This is a genomic window from Vibrio cholerae, from assembly GCF_008369605.1.
Taxonomy (GTDB): domain Bacteria; phylum Pseudomonadota; class Gammaproteobacteria; order Enterobacterales; family Vibrionaceae; genus Vibrio; species Vibrio cholerae.
In genome coordinates this window covers 1,059,713-1,080,088 of sequence record NZ_CP043554.1, presented here as the reverse complement: position 1 = coordinate 1,080,088, position 20,376 = coordinate 1,059,713, and the positions used below count along the sequence as shown (strand labels likewise).

The following is a 20,376-nucleotide window of genomic DNA, read 5'->3' as shown; positions in this document are numbered from 1 at the left end:
ACCCCATCATCGGTATTGAGAGTGGAACTTGAGTAAAAAAATTGGCCTGTACTGGTTTACCAACGATTTACGAGTGAACGATAACCCGCTACTTGAGCAAGCCTCGCAGCAAGTGGATCGCTTGATCTGTTTGTACTGTTATCCCTCGATTACGCCATTTTTGGCGCGCTACGCCCAGCAAACACAATGGGGCGAAGCCAAAAAAAGGTTTCTCAACCAAACCTTGGCTGACTTAGATCATTCGCTCAGTACGCTAGGCCAAAAGCTTTGGGTGACGCCACTTTTGCCCTATCAAGCGCTGCGCCATCTACTGACTCAAGTCGAGATTACGGATATTTATGTGGATGCAATGGCGGGCTCAGATGAGCGCCAAGCTATCGCGCGCATTCATCAGGACTTTTCTTGTGTGCACATCCATCAGCAAGCTCTGCACAGCTTATTGAGTGAGCCGCAGTTGCCGTTTGCACTTGAGGCGCTACCGAGCACCTTTACCCAATTTCGTAAGCAAGTAGAAACGCTCTCCCTCTCTGCGCCGATGGGTTATCCGCGTGTTTTACCACCCATTGAGCAAGGCTGGCAGTTGCCTTTGATGGATATTGTTACCGAGCCGAATCACAGCGCCTTTGTCGGTGGTGAGCAAGCAGGGCTGACGCATTGCCAAAACTATTTCTCCTCCATGCTCCCCAGTCGCTATAAAGAGACGCGCAATGGGTTAGACGGCATGGATTATTCCACTAAGTTTTCGCCTTGGCTCGCGCTCGGCGCGGTTTCGCCAAAAACCATTTATGCCATGTTGCAGCGTTATGAAGCTGTACATGGCGCGAACGATTCCACCTACTGGATTTTCTTTGAGTTACTGTGGCGTGAATATTTTTACTGGTACGCGCGGCGCTATGGCGCAAAACTCTTTCGCTTCTCTGGGATTGGCGAGAAAAAACCGCTCACCAGTTTCTATGCGCAGCGCTTTTTACAGTGGAAGCACGGAGAAACGCCTTTCCCCATTGTGAATGCCTGTATGCGGCAACTGAATCAAACAGGTTACATGTCCAACCGTGGTCGACAGTTAGTCGCCAGCTACCTAGTCCACGAACTAGGCTTAGATTGGCGCTATGGTGCCGCTTATTTTGAAACCCAGTTAGTGGATTACGATGTCGGATCCAACTGGGGCAACTGGCAGTATTTGGCGGGAGTCGGAGCCGACCCACGCGGCTCGCGGCAATTCAACCTCGAAAAACAGGCGCACACTTACGATCCAAAGGGCGAGTTCGTTGCCAAATGGTGCGGAACGGCTTGTGACAAGCTAAATGCTCTCGAAAATTTGGCGCTCGACAGTGTCGATATGGTTGACTGGCCAATCGCCGCCAGCGCGCCTCTTCTTATGCATCATCCTCAAAATAAGGAAAGCTCATCATGAATATCGTGATCATCGGTGGCAGCGGCGGTATTGGTTTGGCGATGGTGCAAGAAGCGCTGAACCGTTTTAGTGAGGCCAACGTGCATGCGACTTACCATAGTACTACGCCGACGTGGCAGCACCCGCGGCTGACTTGGCATGCACTCGATGCCACCCAAGAAGCGCAAGTACAAGCCCTGAGTGAGCAATTTAGCCGAGTCGATTGGCTTATCAACTGTGTCGGCGTACTGCATACAGCAAGTAAAGGACCAGAAAAGAACCTCAATGCCTTAGATGCGGATTTTTTCCTCTACAACCTGACCCACAATGCCTTGCCTAGCCTACTGCTTGCCAAGCATTTCACCGCCAAACTGAAGCAGAGTGAGGCGGCCAAGTTTGCCACGCTTTCCGCCAAGGTCGGCAGTATTAGTGATAACCAACTCGGCGGTTGGTACAGCTATCGTGCCTCGAAAGCGGCGCTCAATATGCTGCTGAAAACGTTAGCGATTGAATGGCAACGCTCACTGAAAAAAGGGGTGGTGTTGGCACTGCATCCCGGCACGACCGACACCAAACTCTCTGCGCCATTTCACAGCAATGTCGCCCCAGAGAAACTGTTCAGCCCCGCCCGTGTTGCGCACGATTTGATTGGTTTGATTGCAGCGGCAACGCCTGAACAAAGCGGCGGATTTTATGCCTACGATGGTCAGGCGCTGCCTTGGTAAAGCGTAGGGATTAGCTAAAGGTGGATAGATACAGCGCCTCAACCTTATCGCGCGCCCATTGAGTTTTACGCAAAAACTTGAGCGATGATTTAATCGATGGGTCATTTGCAAAGCAGTTGATGTTGATACGCTGATGTAACCCACTCCAGCCATAATGCTCCACCAAGCGAGTGACGATTTTTTCTAGGCTTAGGCCGTGCAGCGGGTTATTAACTTGTTGGTTCATTAGAGGGTTCTCTGTGAAAATCTGCCTTTCATCAGGCAGAAAATGGGAATAGGCGATGAAGCTGCGCCCACCCTTGGTAACGTGAAGCTGCCAATCTTACTTCAGTATCCCCAGCGCTTTCAATTTGCGATAGATGGTATTTCTGCTCAGCCCGAGCAAACGCGAGGTTTGGCTAATGTTGCCTTGCGTTGCTTGGTAGGTTTTGAGTAAGGATGCTTCTACCGTGGATTTGATATCTTTCTGTTGATCATCCTCCGCAGCGATAGGCGCCGCGTGGCTGAGTTTTTGGGCAAGATGTGTCGGCAGATGATTGAAAGTGAGTACCCCCTCGCCTTCGGCCATCAAACTCGCGACTTTGATTAGGCTATCTAGCTCGCGTAAATTACCGGGCCAGTGATAAGCGAGTAGCCTTTGCATTAAGTCACCACAAATTTGTTGGCCAGCATCACTGTAGCGGCGATGAATATGGTGGATCAGGGCTTGTCTATCTTGACGCTGCTGGAAGCTGGGCAGCTCGACAACCAAATCACTGAGTCGGTAGTAGAGATCTTGGCGAAACATCCCTTGTGTGACCAATTGTTCAAGGTTTTTGTGAGTCGCAGCGATAATCTGAATATCGACTTTGGTGGCGTGATTAGAACCCACCGGCAGCACGGTTTTATCTTGCAACACATGCAGTAAGCGACTTTGTGCGTCTAGAGGTAAATCGGCGATTTCATCCAGAAACAGAATGCCTTTGTCTGCTAAACGCACTTTCCCTTGGTATCCTTTATGACTGGCTCCGGTAAAGGCGCCAGCGACATAGCCAAACAGCTCACCCTCCACCAACTCTTTTGCCAGCGCACCACAATTTACCGCGACTAAAGGGCCGTTTTTACGCTGGCTATTTCTATGCAGCGCTTTAACAAATTCATTTTTACCCACCCCAGTTTGGCCAAGGATCAGCAAGCGGATATCTTTATCAATTACCCGATTAGCCTGTTGCCAACAGCGCTCCACCTCCGCATCCCCAAAATGCAGATCACTGGCGGGGGTTAACGCGCGGGTACGATGCAGCTTGGAGTGAAGCGGTGTGGTGGTATAGATAAATGATGCATGCGTCTGTGGCCGTGGCAGCACCTGCTCCACCGATTGACCAATCACTGTGCCTTGCGCTAATAACTGACCTGCGACTTGGTTATGCGCCAATATCTGGCCCGATTCATCCGCAATAATTACGCCTTGCCAGCCACTGCTCAGTAACGAGGGTTCACAGGCGAGATCGATTCGTACATGGCCATGTGGTATCTGGTTAAGGAGCTGATTTTCAACCAGTTGTACCATATTCTGCACCACAACTTGGGTTGAAAGCGTGTGTTTCTGCTGCTCGCTGGTGATGTCTAACACTCCGATCAGCTGTCCGGTGTAATCAAAAATCGGGCTCGCGGAACAACTGATAAAGTGATGATGCTGAATAAAGTGCTGCTCACCAATCACCGAAATGGGTTTTTGCTCAATCAAAGCCGTTCCAATAGCGTTGGTACCTTTGATCGGCTCTTGCCAACATGCGCCGGAGCTTAGCGCGATTTGGCTCAGTTTTTCACGAAATCTCGCCTGCCCCCAACTGCCGATGATCACGCCGTGTTGGTCGGTCAAAATTAAACGGCTGTCACTGTGTGCAAACAGTTGGTAGAACAGCGGTAGTGCAAATCGGCTGACCGTGTCAATCAGCCCCGCGAGCTCTTGGCGACGCTCCTTAAGTTTGTTGTCACTCAAGCGAATATCTTGCGCACGACTCTGCTGGGTCAACCCCGCCTGTTCACTACGCTGCCAAGAGTTCACAAGCCAATTAACATGGCTAAGCTGTTGAAGTTGCATCACTGTTCCATTTCCTCACACTCTGGGTGTGTCATTTTGTAACACTTGAACACTCGTACACATCATCCAATCGAGTACGGCAACCTTGTCTGTTACTTGCGATCCTTTTGTTAACCATAGCGTTACACAAGATTAACAACAAGTTCATTTATGTTGGCCTGTGATTTGCGTTATAGCGTTGGAATACCCGAACCACTTGGAGTTGCCACTTCAAGTAGGAAAGGGATAAAGCAGTGCATTTCGACACTGTGTAACACCCAAACCGAAAACAAAAGGACGAGTTATGATTTATGCACAACCGGGTAGTGACAACGCCGTTATCACCTTCAAGAGCCATTACGATAATTTCATTGGCGGCCAATGGGTTAAACCTGTCAGTGGTGAATACTTTGGTAATATTTCACCCGTCAATGGACAGGTTTATTGCCAAGTCGCGCGCTCAACCCAAGCAGATATTGATTTGGCGTTAGATGCCGCACATCAAGCGCGTGAAGCATGGGCAAAAACCAGTGTGACTGAGCGCTCTAACCTGCTACTGAAAATTGCTGATCGGATTGAAGCAAACATCGAGCAGCTTGCGGTTGCGGAATGCTGGGAGAATGGTAAACCGGTGCGTGAAACTCTAGCGGCCGATCTCCCTCTGGTGGTTGACCATTTCCGGTATTTTGCAGGCTGCATTCGTGCTCAAGAAGGCAGCGCCGCTGAGCTCGATAGCCATACGGCCAGTTACCATTTCCCTGAGCCAATCGGAGTGGTGGGACAAATCATTCCGTGGAATTTCCCAATGCTGATGGCGGCGTGGAAGTTAGCGCCAGCCCTTGCAGCAGGTTGCTGTGTGGTACTCAAACCTGCCGAGCAAACCCCCACTTCGATCTTGGTGTTGATCGAGAAAATCGCCGACCTCATCCCTGCAGGCGTGATCAACGTGGTCAACGGTTTTGGCAGTGAAGCAGGCCAAGCCTTGGCCACCAGTCAACGTATTGCCAAACTGGCGTTTACGGGCTCAACCCAAGTGGGTCAGCACATTCTCAAATGTGCGGCGCAAAGTTTAATTCCATCAACCGTAGAGCTCGGTGGGAAGTCTCCTAATATCTATTTCCCAGATATTTTTGACCACGAAGACACCTATTTAGAGAAATGTATCGAAGGTACTTTGCTGGGCTTTTTCAATCAAGGCGAAGTGTGTACTTGCCCTTCTCGCGTTCTGGTTCATGAGTCAATTTACGATCGCTTTGTGGCCAAAGTCGCGGAGCGGGCGAAAGGCATCAAACAAGGCAATCCACTGGATACCGACACTCAAGTGGGCGCTCAAGCATCTCAAGAGCAGTTTGACAAGATCTTGAGTTACTTAGATATTGGCCGCCAAGAAGGCGCAAAAGTGCTGTTTGGTGGTGGCGTTGCCAAACAAGAAGGGGAACTCGGTCAAGGCTACTATATTCAGCCGACCCTACTGCAAGGCCACAACAAGATGCGAGTCTTCCAAGAAGAGATTTTTGGCCCTGTGATTGCCATTACCTCTTTTAAAGACGAAGCCGAAGCCTTGGCATTGGCCAACGATACCGAATACGGCCTCGGCGCAGGTATTTGGACCCGTGACCAAAACCTCGCCTACCGTATGGGAAGAAATATTCAAGCAGGCAGGATCTGGATCAACTGCTACCACGCTTACCCCGCACATGCGGCCTTTGGTGGCTATAAAAAATCGGGGATTGGGCGTGAAACCCACAAAATGATGTTGAACCACTACCAGAACACCAAAAACTTACTGATCAGCTACGATGTGAATCCTCTCGGTTTCTTCTAAAAGCTTGGTATTCAGTTAATCGCCCGAACCCAGCCTCGTTTCAGCGAAGCTGGGTTTTTCATTTTGGATCCATTCCAATTTTTTACGAATTGGCGTTGTAGGGAAACAACCGGTAAGTTAATCCCCATGAGCATGTGATTGGGGTGAACGAACGTAGCCAACAGCGCTGCAGCATCCATTAAGCAAGGGATAACTGCTGATACCTGAGAAGTATTAACCCTCAGAGACTGTATATCCCGGAACTTTAAACCAACGGCGACACATATCGAGGAAATAGCCGTACAACACACCCATTCCACACGACACCAATGCATTGGTGGCCACAGCAGTAATGATTTGATCGGTAGAAGCGCCTACGGTGAAGAGAATGGCGGCATAAACCGGCGATTGAAAGAGAACGTAAGCCACGAGATCGGAGAGATTTTTCATCCAACCGGTTGGGGAAATTTTGCGCCCTTGGCGAAGAACATAATCTCTAAACACACCATACGGCCAAGCAATCGCGATATTAACGGGAATGGAAAGGGTTCGGGAAGCGAGTGATTGCTGAAAGGTCATTCCTGACACAAAAATTTCAATAATCATGCCTGTTACAAAACAAAAGACGACCATCGCAAAAGTATCAGCCGCTGCATGACGAATACAAAACGGACCACGAGCTTTCATTTACATCCCCTATAAAATATATCACTACAATTTTGCAACCATGACCAAACATGTCACTGCCATAATTCCAAATTGGCAGTTTATGGAACTATTAAACCATACAAAATTCAGTTTTAGGCTTTGTTTTTAAACTCGCACGGTAAATAAAAAACCAAAAAAAGTAATTAAAATAGCATCTACAGCTACTTTTACGCGTTCTTAGTCAAAACATCGGTTTCTCAGTTTACGTTTGGTAATTTTATTACATCACGCTGAGTACGGTGAGATAGTTTCTTGCCAAGCCGAACTTGGGGCCACACGCATAAGAAAGGAAAGAAAGAAGGAAGAAACAGAGTGATTTACTCTACCGATGGTAAAGATGGTTCGCGATGAAACTGGTACAAGCGCTCTGAGTGTTGTTCAAGCGCCATATCTAGCTCATGCTCTGCAATGGGTTTAGCGATGATGTCATCTGCCCCTGCAGAGAGCATTTTATCTCGGGTATCTTTGAAAACATCTGCGGTACAACCAAACAGCAGTATCTTGGCTTGCGGCAGTGGCAACTGACGAATTTCGCTGGTGGCTTGAATGCCATCTTTTAACGGCATGTGGTTATCCATTAAAACGAGATCAAATGAGCTTTCCTGTAACGCGGTAATCGCTTGTACACCATCCATCACGCTATGGCACTCAAAACCTTTATTGCGCATAAAAGCTTCCAGAATCATGATGTTCGTACGGTTATCTTCGACAATCAGCACCCGTAAACCGGGATACGTTTTGGCTTTAGTAGGTTTCACATCTTCGGTTACTGGTTCGGTAATCGCTAATTTAACTCTCACCTTAAAACAAGAACCCTGCCCAACTTCACTTTGCACTAAAACAGTGCCATTCATTAATTCCGCAATCTGTTTAACAATAGCCAAGCCTAAGCCTGTACCACCAAAACGCCGTGTTGTGTGTGATTCCGCCTGTTCAAAGGGTCGAAAGATACGCCCTAACGACTCTTGCGCGATGCCGATTCCCGTATCCTGCACTTTGATGATCAAGTAATTCTCTTCGTCACAGCTTTCTTCACTTAACCCTATTGCGACAAAGCCTGCTTCGGTAAATTTCACCGCATTACTAAGCAGATTGAAGATAATTTGCCGCAAACGCGCCTTGTCTCCGTAGTACCATCGTCCATCGGTAATTTCTGAGTTCAGTTGGAATTTCAGTCCTTTTTCAACACAAAGACTGGAGTAGATACTTTTGATGCTGCCGATGATCGATTTGAGCGGAAATGCACTGTGATCTAACTCGAATTTGCCTTGCTCTATTTTTGAATAATCTAAAATCTCATTGAGCAATGACATCATATGTTCGCCCGATTCGTAGAGACTGGTTAAGTGCTGTCGCTGCTTAGGGGTCAATTCATCTTTCAATAGGATTTGCGCGGTACCGAGCACGCCATTCATCGGCGTTCGAATTTCATGAGAGAGCGTGGCTAAAAATGCACTTTTCGCTTTGGTCGAGGCCTGAGCTTTGACTTTCTCTGCCTCTAAGTAAATCGTTTTTTGGTTAAACGTATCAATAAGATGCCGGATCTCATCCTGAGATTTGTACCGAATATCGATGATTTCACCTTCTCTCGACTCACTCACCTTTTTCGCAATTAAGACAATTGGGCGGATCCAATAATGGCTAATTAAAAAATACCCCACCATCACACAGAGCAGCAGGATCGGCATCAATCCTTTTTCGATGTTGATAATTAAGTCGAAGATGATTTCATCGACATGCTGATTAGCATTCACCACTTCAATCTGCCAATTGAACTCGCCAAAACTATAGTAACTGACCAACGCATTATCATAAGTGCGGAAGTTATGTGAGACGACCTCAACCCCAAAGGCATCTTTAAGATTCACACCTAAGTTGTACTGCTCTGCTGTCGCAGCAACGAATTGGATTAAGCTTTCAAGTGAGAGATCAACGGTAGCAACGCCCGCAAACTGACCGTTACGATAATAAGGGGTCGAGACCGTGATCATTTCCACACGGGTATAGGGGTCGACATAGACAGGTGACCAGAAATAGAGCCCTTCGGCTTCACGTTCTGCAGCCAGGTACCAGCTTTCTCGGTCATACCCCCCCGCTTTGGGGTTATTCCATGAGCTCAGTTGGTCAACCTGTCCATCGGTTGCTTTATTAAAAAACAAGCTGTCATATCGTAGTGAGGGGTCAGTTGCCGATAGATTGGGTTCCGGCCACAACCCTCCGCTAATGATCACTCCGCCAACAACAGAAAATAGTGAGCGCAGCATGCGCTCTTGCTCTTCCTTATCGGCTGCGCTTTTGCCAATGCTGGTAACACTCTGCAGAACCCCTATCGAGTTATTCAATGGCTCACGAATTTGGGTAGCCAGTAACTCCGCTCTCAGGGCTAGATTATTTTTCAGTTCTTTTCTAAATGGGACTTCAAGCCCCCAATAACTCAGCGTTCCTACAATCGCAAGGAAGAATGCCAAATAAATGGTCAGCGCTAGAATACTTTTCTTTTTAAGCGAGGAGCGAATAGCCATAACCAACTGAATTATTTTTTGTTTACAAAATTATAGCGAAATTATTCTGTCAGGCTTTCTTTTCTCATCGATTTTCCATGGCGCTGTGCACAAACTAACATTCTTAGGCAGGAATTTGAGCCTTAAACGCTGAAAAGAGAGAACAAGCGGATGCCCTGAGCACGCTTTCCAGATAAAATAGGCGCACTGATATTTATTGAGCACTCACATCTCATGCAAACCTTACAAGAAATCCTGCAGCAGCCAGAATTAGAAAACAAACTCCTCAATCAAGCTAAAACCGTCGGTTTTGTTACCGCTATGGCTTGCTGCCCTAATGTCTTACCCCCTGAAGAATGGCTTCCCTTCTTATGGGGTGGAGAAGAGATTGCACCTTTTTCGGATCCTATCCAATTAGAAAACTATTTCGAGCACATCATCGCACTTTGGAATGAAACACGATCTCAGCTACTTGAAGGCAACTGGCAATGGCCAACTGGCTACTTGTTGGATGAGGCAGAAATCGTGAATCAAGAGGTACGTGATTTTTGCGAGGGGATGCTACAAGGTTGGCAATTAGCGCGTGATGATTGGGAGGTGTTGATGCCAGAAAATAGTTCGGATAATACCCTGCTTGGTGGCGTGCTTCTTTCATTAAGTATGCTCTACGATCCTGAAACATCGATCGCCACACTTTATGAGCAAGGCTTCACCGGTTTAGAGCAATTTGCTGAAATTTATCATGCGATTCCAGTGATGTTGTGTGGAATCACACAACGTGGTGTCACGTTAGCTGAAGCTCAGTAGCTATCATGTTTGCTAGACATGCCCATTTTTTAAGGCGATGGGCATGTCTATTTTCAGCACAACAGACAGCTTACTTACGCGTTGCCTTTCACTTTTAAATTCAGTTGTTCAGCGAAATCCAACATACGATTAAGCGGGATAAGTGATTTCACTCTCAGCGCTTCATCCACAAAAATTTCATGCTGTTTGCCACCTTCACGCAGTGCTTGTGCAATAGCCTGAAGGCCATTCATCGCCATCCAAGGACAATGCGCACAACTACGGCAAGTCGCTCCCGCACCTGCGGTTGGAGCTTCAATCAGCTCCTTCTCGGGAACCATTTGCTGCATTTTAAAGAAAATTCCTTTATCCGTAGCAACAATCATTTTCTGCTGTGGTAATGTCTTAGCCGCTTTAATGAGTTGGCTTGTTGAGCCTACCGCATCCGCCAATTCAACAACACTCGCAGGCGATTCAGGATGAACCAAAATCGCAGCATCAGGATAAAGTGCCTTCATCTTACGCAGAGCATCAGCAGAAAACTCATCATGCACGACACATTCGCCCTGCCATAACAGCATGTCTGCGCCCGTTTTCTTAGCAATATAAGCACCTAAGTGTCGATCTGGGCCCCAAATAATAGGTTTACCCTCAGAATCTAAGTGCTCAACAATTTCCAGAGCAATGCTTGATGTCACCACCCAGTCGGCACGCGCTTTCACCGCCGCTGAGGTATTGGCATACACGACTACCGTATGATCAGGGTGTGCATCGCAAAACTCAGTGAACTTGTCTGCTGGGCAACCAAGATCGAGGGAGCACTCCGCTTCGAGCGTCGGCATTAAGATGCGTTTTTCTGGGGTCAAAATCTTTGCTGACTCTCCCATGAAACGTACGCCCGCAATAATTAAGGTTGTGGCTGGATGGCGGTTGCCAAATTTTGCCATCTCTAGCGAGTCACCCACAAACCCACCTGTCGCTTCAGCAAGCGCTTGAATTTCAGGATCCGTATAGTAATGAGCAATCAACACCGCATCTTTCTCAATTAAGAGTTGTATGATCTCAGCGATATAAGCTTGCTTTTCCTCATCCCTAAGAGGGATAGGTTTTGGGGGAAAGGGATAAACTGTATTTATAGTATCGAGTATGTGGCTCATTGCTCTTGCTCTACACAACTTCCATAGACGGCGCATTGTACACCCTAGCCAGCAGCAAGCAAAATTGAATGCCCTAAACAAGGAGGGAGAAATAATGTGTAGCGATGAATAACCCTGCCCATAACAGAGTGAAAAGCTGAAACGAACAAGAGCTGCATTCGCAGCTCTTGTGTTTATTTAAGGTTTTCTTTGGCAATTTTAGCAGAAGCACTATCGGGATATTCGTCCACCGCTTGCTGGTAAAATTTACGTGCCTGCTCGGCGTTATTATTGCGTTTCGCAATATCGCCCAACTTAACTAATGCATCAGCCCGTTTGTTAGAGCCTTTATCCGAGACAACAGCTGCAAAACTTTTCGCGGCTTCTTTGTCTTCTTTCTTGGCAAAATAGAGCTGGCCTAGCCAGTAGTGAGCATTAGCAGAGAAGGTCGAATTAGGGTAGTCAGTCTGAAACTTCTGGAAAGCGGCAATCGCACCTGCGTAGTCACGCTTTTTAAGGATCAGATCAACAGCATTCTGATAAGCAGCCTGTTCATTAGCGTCGCTACTGAAGGTGCCTTGTGCAGCCTCATCATTGCTGCTTGTTGGTAGTTGGCCGGCTCCGGAGGAAGGTGACTTCATCTCGCCACGCACACGGTCAAGTTCTACAAACAACTCCCTTTGACGCTGCAACATTTGCTGCATGTCATAGTTGTTTTTTTCAATCTGGCCCCGTAATTCATTGACTTCAAGTGCCATATCATCGAGTTGCTTTTGCATTTGCAACTGCACAAGATTACGGCTTTCGAGGAGACGTTCGAGACGTTCAATTTCTGAACTCCGCGAACCACCGGATACGTTGCTACCTAAGTCAGATACTGGAGCGGGTGCAGCGAGCGCATAGCTCGCTGCACTTGCCAGTAACATCAGCATGACAACGTGCTTTAAGTTACTGAACATGAGGCATCACCTCAATTAGTAAACCAGAACTGCACGACGGTTTTTCGCGTACGCTTCTTCTGATTGACCTAGAACTAAAGGCTTCTCTTCACCGTAGCTAACGATAGACAGTTGGCCAGCTTGAACACCCAGAGCTTCTAGGTACTTAGCAACTGCTTGAGCACGACGCTCACCCAGTGCGATGTTGTACTCAGGAGTACCGCGCTCATCAGCGTGACCTTCGATAGTTACGCGTAGGCTTGGGTTTTTCACTAGGTAAGCAGCGTGTGCAGCTAGCATTGCTTCGTAGTCGCTCGCGATAGTTGCGTTGTCGAATGCGAAGTAGATAGTTTGGTTTTCACGCAGAGCTTGTTCTTTCAGTTCTTGCTCAGTCAGTTGACCTTGTGCATTCAGACCATTTGAGTCAACAGTAGACACTGCTGATTGGTTAGTTTGAGAACCTGAGTTCGCAGCATCATCACTTGAGCTACAAGCGGTAACAGCTAAAACTGGTAGCGCAATCAGCAGACTCTTAAGAACTTTGTTAAGTTGCATTTCCTATTCCTTTCTATTAAACAGTTACTTGTTATAAAAACGGTGACCATGCTGGAGCACGAACGCGCCCATTGGTTGCCGGTAATCTTGCTTTAAAGCGTCCATCAATGGATACCATCGACAAGACGTTGGCCTTATTGTAGATGGAGCTATAAATCACCATACCACCATTCGGCGCAATACTTGGGGACTCATCTAACAAGGTTTTTGTCAGAATCTGCATTGCCCCTGTTTCTAAATCCTGCTTCGCGAGATTGAAGCCGGAATCACTACGATTCACCATCACCAAGAATTTTCCATCCGGTGTAATTTGGCCACCCAAGTTTTGGCTACCTTGCCAAGTTAAACGCTTGGTTTCACCGCCGGATAAATTTACTTGATAAATCTGTGGTTTACCACCCCGATCTGAAGTGAAAATTAAAGATTTACCATCTGGATGCCAGAAAGGTTCGGTGTTGTTGGAACGGCCACTAGTCACCTCTGTCAAGCGACGTGTAGCCAAGTCCATAGTGTAGACCTGTAAATTACCAGTTTTTGATAAAACCAGCGCTAGCGTTTTACCATCTGGTGAGAATCTGGGCGCACCATTATGACGTGGGAATGACGTCAGCTTCTCTCGCTTCCCACTGTAGATGTTCATCATGTAAATTTCGGCTTGTCCGTTTTGGAAACTCACGTAAGCCAAAGTCTGACCATCAGGTGACCAAGCGGGTGACATAAGCGGCTGCTTAGAACGAAGCACAAGACGTTCGTTATAGCCGTCATAATCAGCAATTCTCAGTTGATAAGGATACGGATCCTTATCATTGACCACAACGTAAGCGATGCGCGTTAAGAAGGCGCCGCGTTCACCAGTCAATTCCTCATAAACCAAGTCCGCAATACGGTGGGCATATTCACGCATTCTTGATGCAGGAACGGTCGCCACTTTATTAAACAAAACATGATCTTTAGATAGCACCAATTGACCATCTTGAGACAGAGCTTTGCTTTGGCCTTGAGTCAGTTGTCCACGCACAATGTCAACCAGTTGATAACTAATTACATAGCTACCTTCCGCATTTTGCGTGATCGTACCCGTCAATAATGAATCGACCCCCATAGATGTCCATTTGCCAAAGTTAACCTGCTCTTCGCTATAAGGCGTCTGTGGCATTTTGCTGGTCGGAACTGGGCTAAATTTACCACTGCGCTGTAAGTCAGAGGCAATCACCGCAGAAACGTCTTCAGGCAACTTGGTTGCGCCTTCCCATTTGAAAGGAACTATCGCAATCGGACGTGCAGAATCAATACCGTCAGTAATAACTAGCTCCAATGCTGCATTCGCAATATTGGAAAAACCGGTACCGATGAGCATCAAAACAAAAACTAATCGCTTAAACACAAGCCTTCCCTTCCTTATTCAGGTGCTACGGTTAAATTAATATTCTTAAGTTTTTCCACAACGTCAGGCTGATCTTTCGGCAATGGAAAACTATTCACTTGGGCAACAGCGCGTTTGGTTGCTGCACATAAACGACTGTCACCATCCAAAACGGTTAAGCTACCCAGTAATGCGCCAGTCCCAGTAGGAATAAGCTTTAGGTTTACCCTACACTGCTTTCCTCGAAAACTGTCTTCCACTAACAGATTCTGCCGGATGAGCTGGGTGTAGATGGCTCCATAGCGCCCTACTTCCGAAGTAACAAACTGCTGACGTGCCGCATTATTTTGCTGACTTTCTTCACTCAAGCTGCCAAAAATATCATTCAAGGCCGCTTCTTGAGCTTTACGTTCAGCTTCTGCTTTTGCCGCGCGTTCTTTTTCTTTCTTGGCTTTATCTGCCGCCTCTTTGGCCGCTTTTTCCTTTGCTAAACGTTCTTGCTCAGCTTTCGCTGCCACTTCTTTTTCACGTTTGGCTTTTTCTTCCGCAAGCTTGGCTTCTTTTTCACGTTCAATACGTTGCTGTTCTGCCTTTGCCGCTGCGGCTTCTTTCGCCACGCGTTCTTGCTCAGCTTTTTTTGCGGCTTCTTCTTTCACTTTGCGTTCAGCCTCTGCTTTTGCAGCACGCTCTTTTTCTTCGCGAGCTTTCTGCTCAGCGGCTAAGCGCTCTTGTTCTTTCTGCTCACGCAACTTTTCCGCTTCACGAGCCGCTTTGGCTTCTTTAGCCTGTTGCTCTTTCAACTGGCGGATCCGCTCTTCTTCTGCTTGTCGATTTTTCTCTAGCTGTTCGCTTTCACGACGGAGTTTATCCAGTCGCTCTTGCTCTTTTTTCGCCGCCTCTTCACGCTGACTACGAATTTGCTGAGCTTGCTGACGAACGAGCTGAGGATCAATGACCACCGCTTCAATCATCTGTCCTGTCGGTTCAGGATCAGACATGGTGAAATCGGCTCCCCAGAGCAATATCGCGACTAAAGCACCGTGCATCGCCAGCGAAATAGTTATCGATTTAGCATCATTACTTTTTCTGGACTTATTCTCTTTCATGCTCAGTATTAAACCTATTATTTAAGGTCCGTGAGTAGCCCTACTTTAGGAATACCAGCTTGACCCAACTCATCCAATACCAAAACAATCTCTGCGTAAGGTGTAGCAGCATCGCCACCCACGGCCACAGGTGAATTAGGTTTAAGAGACAATTCTGCTTTCACTCGAACAATCACATCTTCGATGGATAGACCGCGTTGAACTTCTTCATCATTAACACTCAGGCCAAGATTACCTTCTTTATCAATCTCAACAATGATAAAGCTAGAATCGCTATCACCCGCTAGATCTTGTGCTGATTTAGCCGAATGAGTTTTCGGCAACTCCACATCCACACCTTGTGTTACAAACGGTGATGTCACCATAAAAATAATGAGGAGAACCAGCATAACGTCGATGTAAGGAACCACGTTAATCTCTGCTTTCATCTCACGTTTTTTGGTTTGATAGCCAGCCATAGTTATTCCCTGCCAGCCATCGCTTGACGGTGGAGAATGGTATGAAACTCTTCCGAGAAGGTAGCGTAAGTATGTTCAAGCTTACTCACTTTATTGCTAAGACGGTTGTAAGCCATAACGGCTGGAATCGCAGCAAATAGACCAATCGCCGTTGCAATCAGAGCTTCTGCAATCCCCGGAGCCACCATCGCTAACGTAGCTTGTTTTACCTCTCCAAGAGCAATAAACGCATGCATGATACCCCACACCGTTCCAAATAGACCGATATATGGGCTGATGGAACCGACAGTTGCCAAGAAAGGTAAGCTGGTTTCGAGTGAATCAACTTCACGAGCCACAGCTACGCGCATGGCTCGCCCTGTGCCTTCCATCACAAAATCAGGTGCACCTGGGTTGGTCTTACGTAAACGAGCAAATTCAGTAAAGCCAGCATAAAAAATTTCCTCAATGCCATAGATGTCATCTTTACGTTTTTTGACGTCTTGGTATAGCGCACCGAGATCCATTCCAGACCAAAAACGGTCTTCAAAGGTATCCGCTTCACGCTCGGCAGCAGAGATAACTTTACTACGTTTGATAATTGCCGCCCACGAGGCAACCGACATTCCCAAAAGGGTCAGCATTACCATTTTTACTAGGAAGCTAGCTTGTAAAAAAAGGTCAAGAAATGAAATATCAGCAGTCACTGCAGTTTAACTCCAAACTGATTAATTGAGGCAAAGCTCTCGGCCTCATGCTCTCATTGTCGATACATGCTACCTTAACCTTGGCTTTAGACAACACAGTGCCTTCAGGATTAACGAGTTCCTGACAGAAGGTTAAAGAAGCTTTTTTTAATTCTGACACTCTGGTCACGACTTCCAAATGGTCATCTAACTTAGCGCCTTTAAGAAAATCGATCTCCATGTGTCTGACCACAAAGCCAATACCTTGTTCCAACAAACTCTGTTGATGAACACCAACAGCACGGAGCATTTCGGTACGGGCTCTTTCGAAGAATTTTAGATAATTTGCGTGATAAACCACTCCACCAGCGTCAGTATCTTCGTAATACACTGTGACCGGCCAATGAAAAGTGTTCATGGTTTTGATAAAAATCTCATACACCGAGGAATGGCTGCTACTATAGCGCAACTCGCTCACGATAGTACAAGCCCGTGCAATGTTTTCTTACCTAATGATAAAAAATTAGCGCTGTCTCAAAATGACAGCGCTAATCTGCGTAAAAACTCACCAACAATACGAATTGAACTAGCTTATTAGCTGCACCAACGTCAAATAACTCAGAATGGTCAATGATAGATATGGGCTGAACACGATCTGCCATACCCAGTGGCGGGGCCTAAACCCTACCCCAAAGACCATACTGGCACATATTGCCCAAATCATTAGCGGCGCAATAACTGCGTTGAAGCCGCCGATTCGATCTGCGTAACTATTCGGATCCCACATCACCATCGCGGCATTGTAGAAGCCTAATAGTAGCGATAAGGCCTTGAGCAAGGCCTTATCGGTGATGTCATGACAGCGAGCGATCTTTTCAGACCACTTTAATTGCCAATCACTCACTATCTTTATCCATCATCTCAGTGTGCTCTAACCAAAGAGCATTGATGATGCCGAATGCACAGGCGAGTAATACGCCAAGGATCCATGCGAAATACCACATAATGAGCGCTCCTTAGTACAGTGAATTCTTGTTATCTTCGATGAATTTATCATCGAGACGACCAAACATTTTGTAGTAACTCCAGATGGTGTAACCCAAAATGATAGGCACCATGACAACCGCAACCACAGTCATCAGTTCTAGCGTCAGCTTGCTTGAAGTTGCATCCCACATAGTCAAGCTATGAGCCGGATTCAAACTTGAAGGCATAACGAATGGGAACATGGCGAAACCTGCGGTGAAGATAACGCCAGCGTTACCTAAACTAGAGGTCAAAAATGCCAAACCACCTTTATCTAGACGTGATGCCAAAACCGAGAGTAGAGGCATCAACACACCCAGTGCAGGAGCTAACCACAGTACTGGTACTTGTTCAAAGTTGTGTAACCAAGCGCCCGCTTCACGAATCACTTCTTTGTTGAGCGGATTCGATGCGGCATTACCGTCAATCGCACCAACAATCATATAACCGTCGATGTGCTGAACCCAAAAGCCTGCGCCCACAAAACACACGGCGGTGAGCAAACCGGTCAGTTGTGCCACTTTACGAGCACGTTGATGTACATGCGATGTCGTTTTCATTTGCAGCCATGCAGAGCCTTGTAGCAAAGTCATGAACAAGCTCACAAGACCACAGAGCAGAGCAAATGGATTGAGCAGACCAAAGAATGAACCATGGTAGGTCGGCATCAAGAAATCACTCAGTTGGAAAGGAACACCTTGTAGCAGGTTTCCGAATGCCACACCAAAGATAACCGGTGGAATGAATCCTGATGCTGAAATCGCTAAATCCCAGTTATTACGCCATTTTGTGCTCTCGATTTTTGAGCGATAGTCTAGACCGACAGGGCGTAACCACAGCGCAGCAAGTGTCACAATCATAGCCAGATAGAAACCTGAAAATGAAGTGGCGTAAACCAGCGGCCATGCGGCAAACAAAGCACCACCGGCTGTGATGAGCCAAACTTGGTTTCCATCCCAGTGTGGGGCAATAGAGTTAATCATCACTCGGCGTTCGTTATCATTTTTACCAATGATAGGGACTAGCGCCCCAACGCCCATATCAAAGCCATCTGTGATGGCAAAACCCACGAGGAGCACACCAATCAGTACCCACCAAATGAGTCGTAAGATCTCGTAATCAAACATGGTTGTTTCTCCTTGCCTTATGCTTCAACTTGGCGGTTGACTTGATCCTGAACAGACTCTGCGCCTTGTTCAAAATGGTACCGTCCGGTTTTCAGGCTGCTTGGGCCTTTACGAGCGAACTTAACCATTAAGTACACTTCTGCAATCAAGAAGATGGTGTACAGTGCCAAAATCGCCAGCATTGAAGTGATGATCTCTCCTGCACTCAATGCAGAAGCGGCAACGTTAACGGGAAGAATTTCACCGACAGCCCAAGGTTGACGGCCATATTCAGCGACAAACCAACCTGTCTCGACCGCAATCCAAGGCAATGGAATACTGAATAGCGCGGCTTTGAGAACCCATTTTTTCTGTTCAATCTTCTGACGACAGGTTTGGATAAAGGCGGCACCAAACACCACTAGCATAATAAAGCCACAAGCCACCATGATGCGGAAAGACCAGAATAGTGGCCATACTGTTGGGATAGAATCATCCGCTGCCGCTTGGATTTGCTCTTCTGTCGCATCCGTCACTTTATCCGTGTAACGCTTCAGAAGTAGGCCATAACCGAGATCATGTTTTACTTCATCAAAGGCGGCCATGTTTTCCGGCGTTTTTTCACCAGCGCGCAGACGCTCTAGCAGATCGTAAGCGTAAATACCGGTACGAATTCGCTCAACGTGTTCATCACGCAGATCACGCAGACCTACAACTTGTTCGTCGAGTGAACGTGTTGCAATGATCCCTAGTGCAAATGGAATTTTGATCGCGTAGTCGGTGCGCATTTCTTCTTGATTTGGAATACCAAACAAGGTGAACGCTGCGGGTGCTGGCTCGGTGTGCCATTCAGACTCAATCGCCGCCAGTTTCACGCGCTGAACTTCACCAAGCTCATAGCCTGATTCATCACCCAGTACGATAACGGACAGTACAGAAGCCATACCGAATGATGCCGCAATCGCAAATGAACGACGTGCAAAAGCAACATCACGACCTTTCAATAGGTAGTACGCACTGATACCCAAAATGAACATTGCGCCTGTGGTATAGCCTGCCGCAACGGTGTGAACAAACTTCACTTGGGCAACTGGGTTTAGTACCACATCAGCAAAGCTCACCATTTCCATACGCATGGTTTCAAAATTAAACTCTGAGCCTACTGGGTTTTGCATCCAGCCGTTTGCAACCAGAATCCACAGAGCAGAGAAGTTTGAGCCTAATGCGACTAGCCAAGTCACGACTAAGTGTTGTCGTTTGGAAAGTCTGTCCCACCCAAAGAAGAATAAACCAACAAATGTAGATTCTAGGAAGAAGGCTACCAGCGCTTCAATCGCAAGTGGAGCACCAAAAATGTCACCTACATAATGAGAATAGTAAGACCAGTTGGTACCAAACTGGAACTCCATGGTAAGGCCTGTTGCCACACCTAGAGCAAAGTTAATCCCGAACAGCTTACCCCAGAATTTGGTCATGTCCTTGTAAATCTGCTTGTCGGTCATGACGTAGAGTGACTCCATGATAGCAAGTAAAAATGCCATCCCTAGAGTAAGGGGAACAAACAGGAAGTGATACATCGCAGTAAGTGCAAATTGCAACCGCGATAAATCAACGACATCGATCATGGTAACTCCTTTGTGTCGGCTGAATGACACGTTCGACATAGAACAACAATTACAATGTTAAAAAAACTATAACACTTTGCTACAAAAAAAATTTGTTGTTGCAACTATGTACCACTATGGTTAGTTAATTGTTAAGTTGTAGCTAATATAGCTATGGCTAATACTAATGCCAAAACCCGCTTGTTTCAAAAGGTTTATAGGAGAATTACGCCTTGATCTAAATCAAGTTTCGCACCAGCCATGTGGTTAATAAACAAACAAAATGATCTAAATCAAAAGAGGTAAGCAATTTGTGTTACCTACTCGTGAAAAAAACCATGTAATTCGCTTGAAAACAATCAACGGATTAACATCACACCCAAAAAAGCCAACAATTGAGCGAGGAAAGGAAATACAAGAAATGAGAACTTTGTCAAAAA

Annotated in this window: 20 protein-coding genes; 4 read left to right on the top strand and 16 right to left on the bottom strand. The window is 46.7% G+C overall.

The window, feature by feature from the left end; translation table 11 throughout:
• Positions 1-28 precede the first annotated feature (28 nt).
• On the top strand, positions 29-1,414 hold the full coding sequence (locus F0316_RS05135; RefSeq protein ID WP_149560256.1) for a DASH family cryptochrome: 1,386 nt from the start codon (positions 29-31) through the stop codon (positions 1,412-1,414).
• Positions 1,411-2,118 (top strand): SDR family oxidoreductase, encoded by a 708-nt coding sequence (locus tag F0316_RS05130; protein ID WP_055030634.1) that lies wholly within the window; start codon positions 1,411-1,413, stop codon positions 2,116-2,118. The genes F0316_RS05135 and F0316_RS05130 overlap by 4 nt, the downstream gene beginning before the upstream one ends.
• A gap of 10 nt (positions 2,119-2,128) precedes the next feature.
• Here F0316_RS05130 and F0316_RS05125 read toward each other — a convergent pair whose 3' ends face one another.
• Positions 2,129-2,344: a VF530 family protein gene (locus F0316_RS05125; RefSeq protein ID WP_001076091.1), complete on the bottom strand. Its 216-nt coding sequence runs from the start codon at positions 2,342-2,344 to the stop codon at positions 2,129-2,131.
• Positions 2,345-2,440: 96 nt separating this feature from the next.
• Positions 2,441-4,201 (bottom strand): sigma-54-dependent Fis family transcriptional regulator, encoded by a 1,761-nt coding sequence (locus F0316_RS05120; protein ID WP_172625962.1) that lies wholly within the window; start codon positions 4,199-4,201, stop codon positions 2,441-2,443.
• A gap of 283 nt (positions 4,202-4,484) precedes the next feature.
• On the opposite strand from F0316_RS05120, the gene exaC reads away from it, so the two are divergent.
• Entirely contained in the window at positions 4,485-6,005 is a 1,521-nt protein-coding gene (gene exaC / locus F0316_RS05115; protein WP_000638577.1) for an acetaldehyde dehydrogenase ExaC, read from the top strand.
• Between the two features lie 213 nt (positions 6,006-6,218).
• On the opposite strand, the gene F0316_RS05110 is transcribed toward exaC, so the two are convergent.
• Both F0316_RS05110 and cqsR read right to left on the bottom strand, forming a co-directional pair.
• On the bottom strand, positions 6,219-6,671 hold the full coding sequence (locus F0316_RS05110) for an L-alanine exporter AlaE (RefSeq protein ID WP_000647492.1): 453 nt from the start codon (positions 6,669-6,671) through the stop codon (positions 6,219-6,221).
• A gap of 338 nt (positions 6,672-7,009) precedes the next feature.
• Positions 7,010-9,214, bottom strand: coding sequence for a hybrid sensor histidine kinase/response regulator CqsR (gene cqsR, locus F0316_RS05105; RefSeq protein WP_033928639.1), 2,205 nt, complete (start codon positions 9,212-9,214; stop codon positions 7,010-7,012).
• A gap of 213 nt (positions 9,215-9,427) precedes the next feature.
• On the opposite strand from cqsR, the gene F0316_RS05100 reads away from it, so the two are divergent.
• Positions 9,428-10,000, top strand: coding sequence for a UPF0149 family protein (locus F0316_RS05100; RefSeq protein ID WP_001194133.1), 573 nt, complete (start codon positions 9,428-9,430; stop codon positions 9,998-10,000).
• Positions 10,001-10,074: 74 nt separating this feature from the next.
• Here the strand turns inward: F0316_RS05100 and nadA are convergent, their stop codons facing one another.
• The 12 genes from nadA to cydA all read right to left on the bottom strand — a co-directional run bounded on the left by nadA (position 10,075) and on the right by cydA (position 19,957).
• Positions 10,075-11,136 carry a quinolinate synthase NadA gene (gene nadA / locus F0316_RS05095; protein ID WP_032469434.1) on the bottom strand — a complete coding sequence of 354 codons (1,062 nt, stop codon included), beginning with the start codon at positions 11,134-11,136 and terminating at the stop codon, positions 10,075-10,077.
• Positions 11,137-11,309: 173 nt separating this feature from the next.
• On the bottom strand, positions 11,310-12,074 hold the full coding sequence (ybgF, locus tag F0316_RS05090; protein WP_000492451.1) for a tol-pal system protein YbgF: 765 nt from the start codon (positions 12,072-12,074) through the stop codon (positions 11,310-11,312).
• A gap of 15 nt (positions 12,075-12,089) precedes the next feature.
• Entirely contained in the window at positions 12,090-12,608 is a 519-nt protein-coding gene (gene pal / locus F0316_RS05085; protein ID WP_001176628.1) for a peptidoglycan-associated lipoprotein Pal, read from the bottom strand.
• Between the two features lie 31 nt (positions 12,609-12,639).
• On the bottom strand, positions 12,640-13,965 hold the full coding sequence (tolB, locus tag F0316_RS05080) for a Tol-Pal system beta propeller repeat protein TolB (RefSeq protein ID WP_001932512.1): 1,326 nt from the start codon (positions 13,963-13,965) through the stop codon (positions 12,640-12,642).
• Positions 13,966-14,006: 41 nt separating this feature from the next.
• Complete coding sequence (gene tolA / locus F0316_RS05075) at positions 14,007-15,077, bottom strand: cell envelope integrity protein TolA (protein WP_000662244.1); 1,071 nt, start codon at positions 15,075-15,077, stop codon at positions 14,007-14,009.
• 17 nt (positions 15,078-15,094) lie between these two features.
• On the bottom strand, positions 15,095-15,535 hold the full coding sequence (locus F0316_RS05070) for an ExbD/TolR family protein (protein WP_000929546.1): 441 nt from the start codon (positions 15,533-15,535) through the stop codon (positions 15,095-15,097).
• A 2-nt stretch (positions 15,536-15,537) separates the two neighbouring features.
• Entirely contained in the window at positions 15,538-16,221 is a 684-nt protein-coding gene (gene tolQ, locus F0316_RS05065; RefSeq protein WP_000123083.1) for a protein TolQ, read from the bottom strand.
• Complete coding sequence (gene ybgC / locus F0316_RS05060; protein WP_001091290.1) at positions 16,211-16,618, bottom strand: tol-pal system-associated acyl-CoA thioesterase; 408 nt, start codon at positions 16,616-16,618, stop codon at positions 16,211-16,213. Before ybgC ends, tolQ begins: the two co-directional genes overlap by 11 nt.
• Positions 16,619-16,786: 168 nt before the next feature.
• A complete protein-coding gene (ybgE, locus tag F0316_RS05055) occupies positions 16,787-17,104 on the bottom strand; it encodes a cyd operon protein YbgE (RefSeq protein WP_001286620.1) in 318 nt (105 codons plus the stop codon).
• A complete protein-coding gene (gene cydX, locus F0316_RS05050) occupies positions 17,097-17,204 on the bottom strand; it encodes a cytochrome bd-I oxidase subunit CydX (RefSeq protein ID WP_000270285.1) in 108 nt (35 codons plus the stop codon). The genes ybgE and cydX overlap by 8 nt, the downstream gene beginning before the upstream one ends.
• Before the next feature lie 12 nt (positions 17,205-17,216).
• Positions 17,217-18,353, bottom strand: coding sequence for a cytochrome d ubiquinol oxidase subunit II (cydB, locus tag F0316_RS05045; protein ID WP_000460764.1), 1,137 nt, complete (start codon positions 18,351-18,353; stop codon positions 17,217-17,219).
• Between the two features lie 17 nt (positions 18,354-18,370).
• Positions 18,371-19,957, bottom strand: a complete 1,587-nt coding sequence (gene cydA / locus F0316_RS05040; RefSeq protein ID WP_000568053.1) for a cytochrome ubiquinol oxidase subunit I — start codon at positions 19,955-19,957, stop codon at positions 18,371-18,373.
• Between the last annotated feature and the right edge of the window lie 419 nt (positions 19,958-20,376).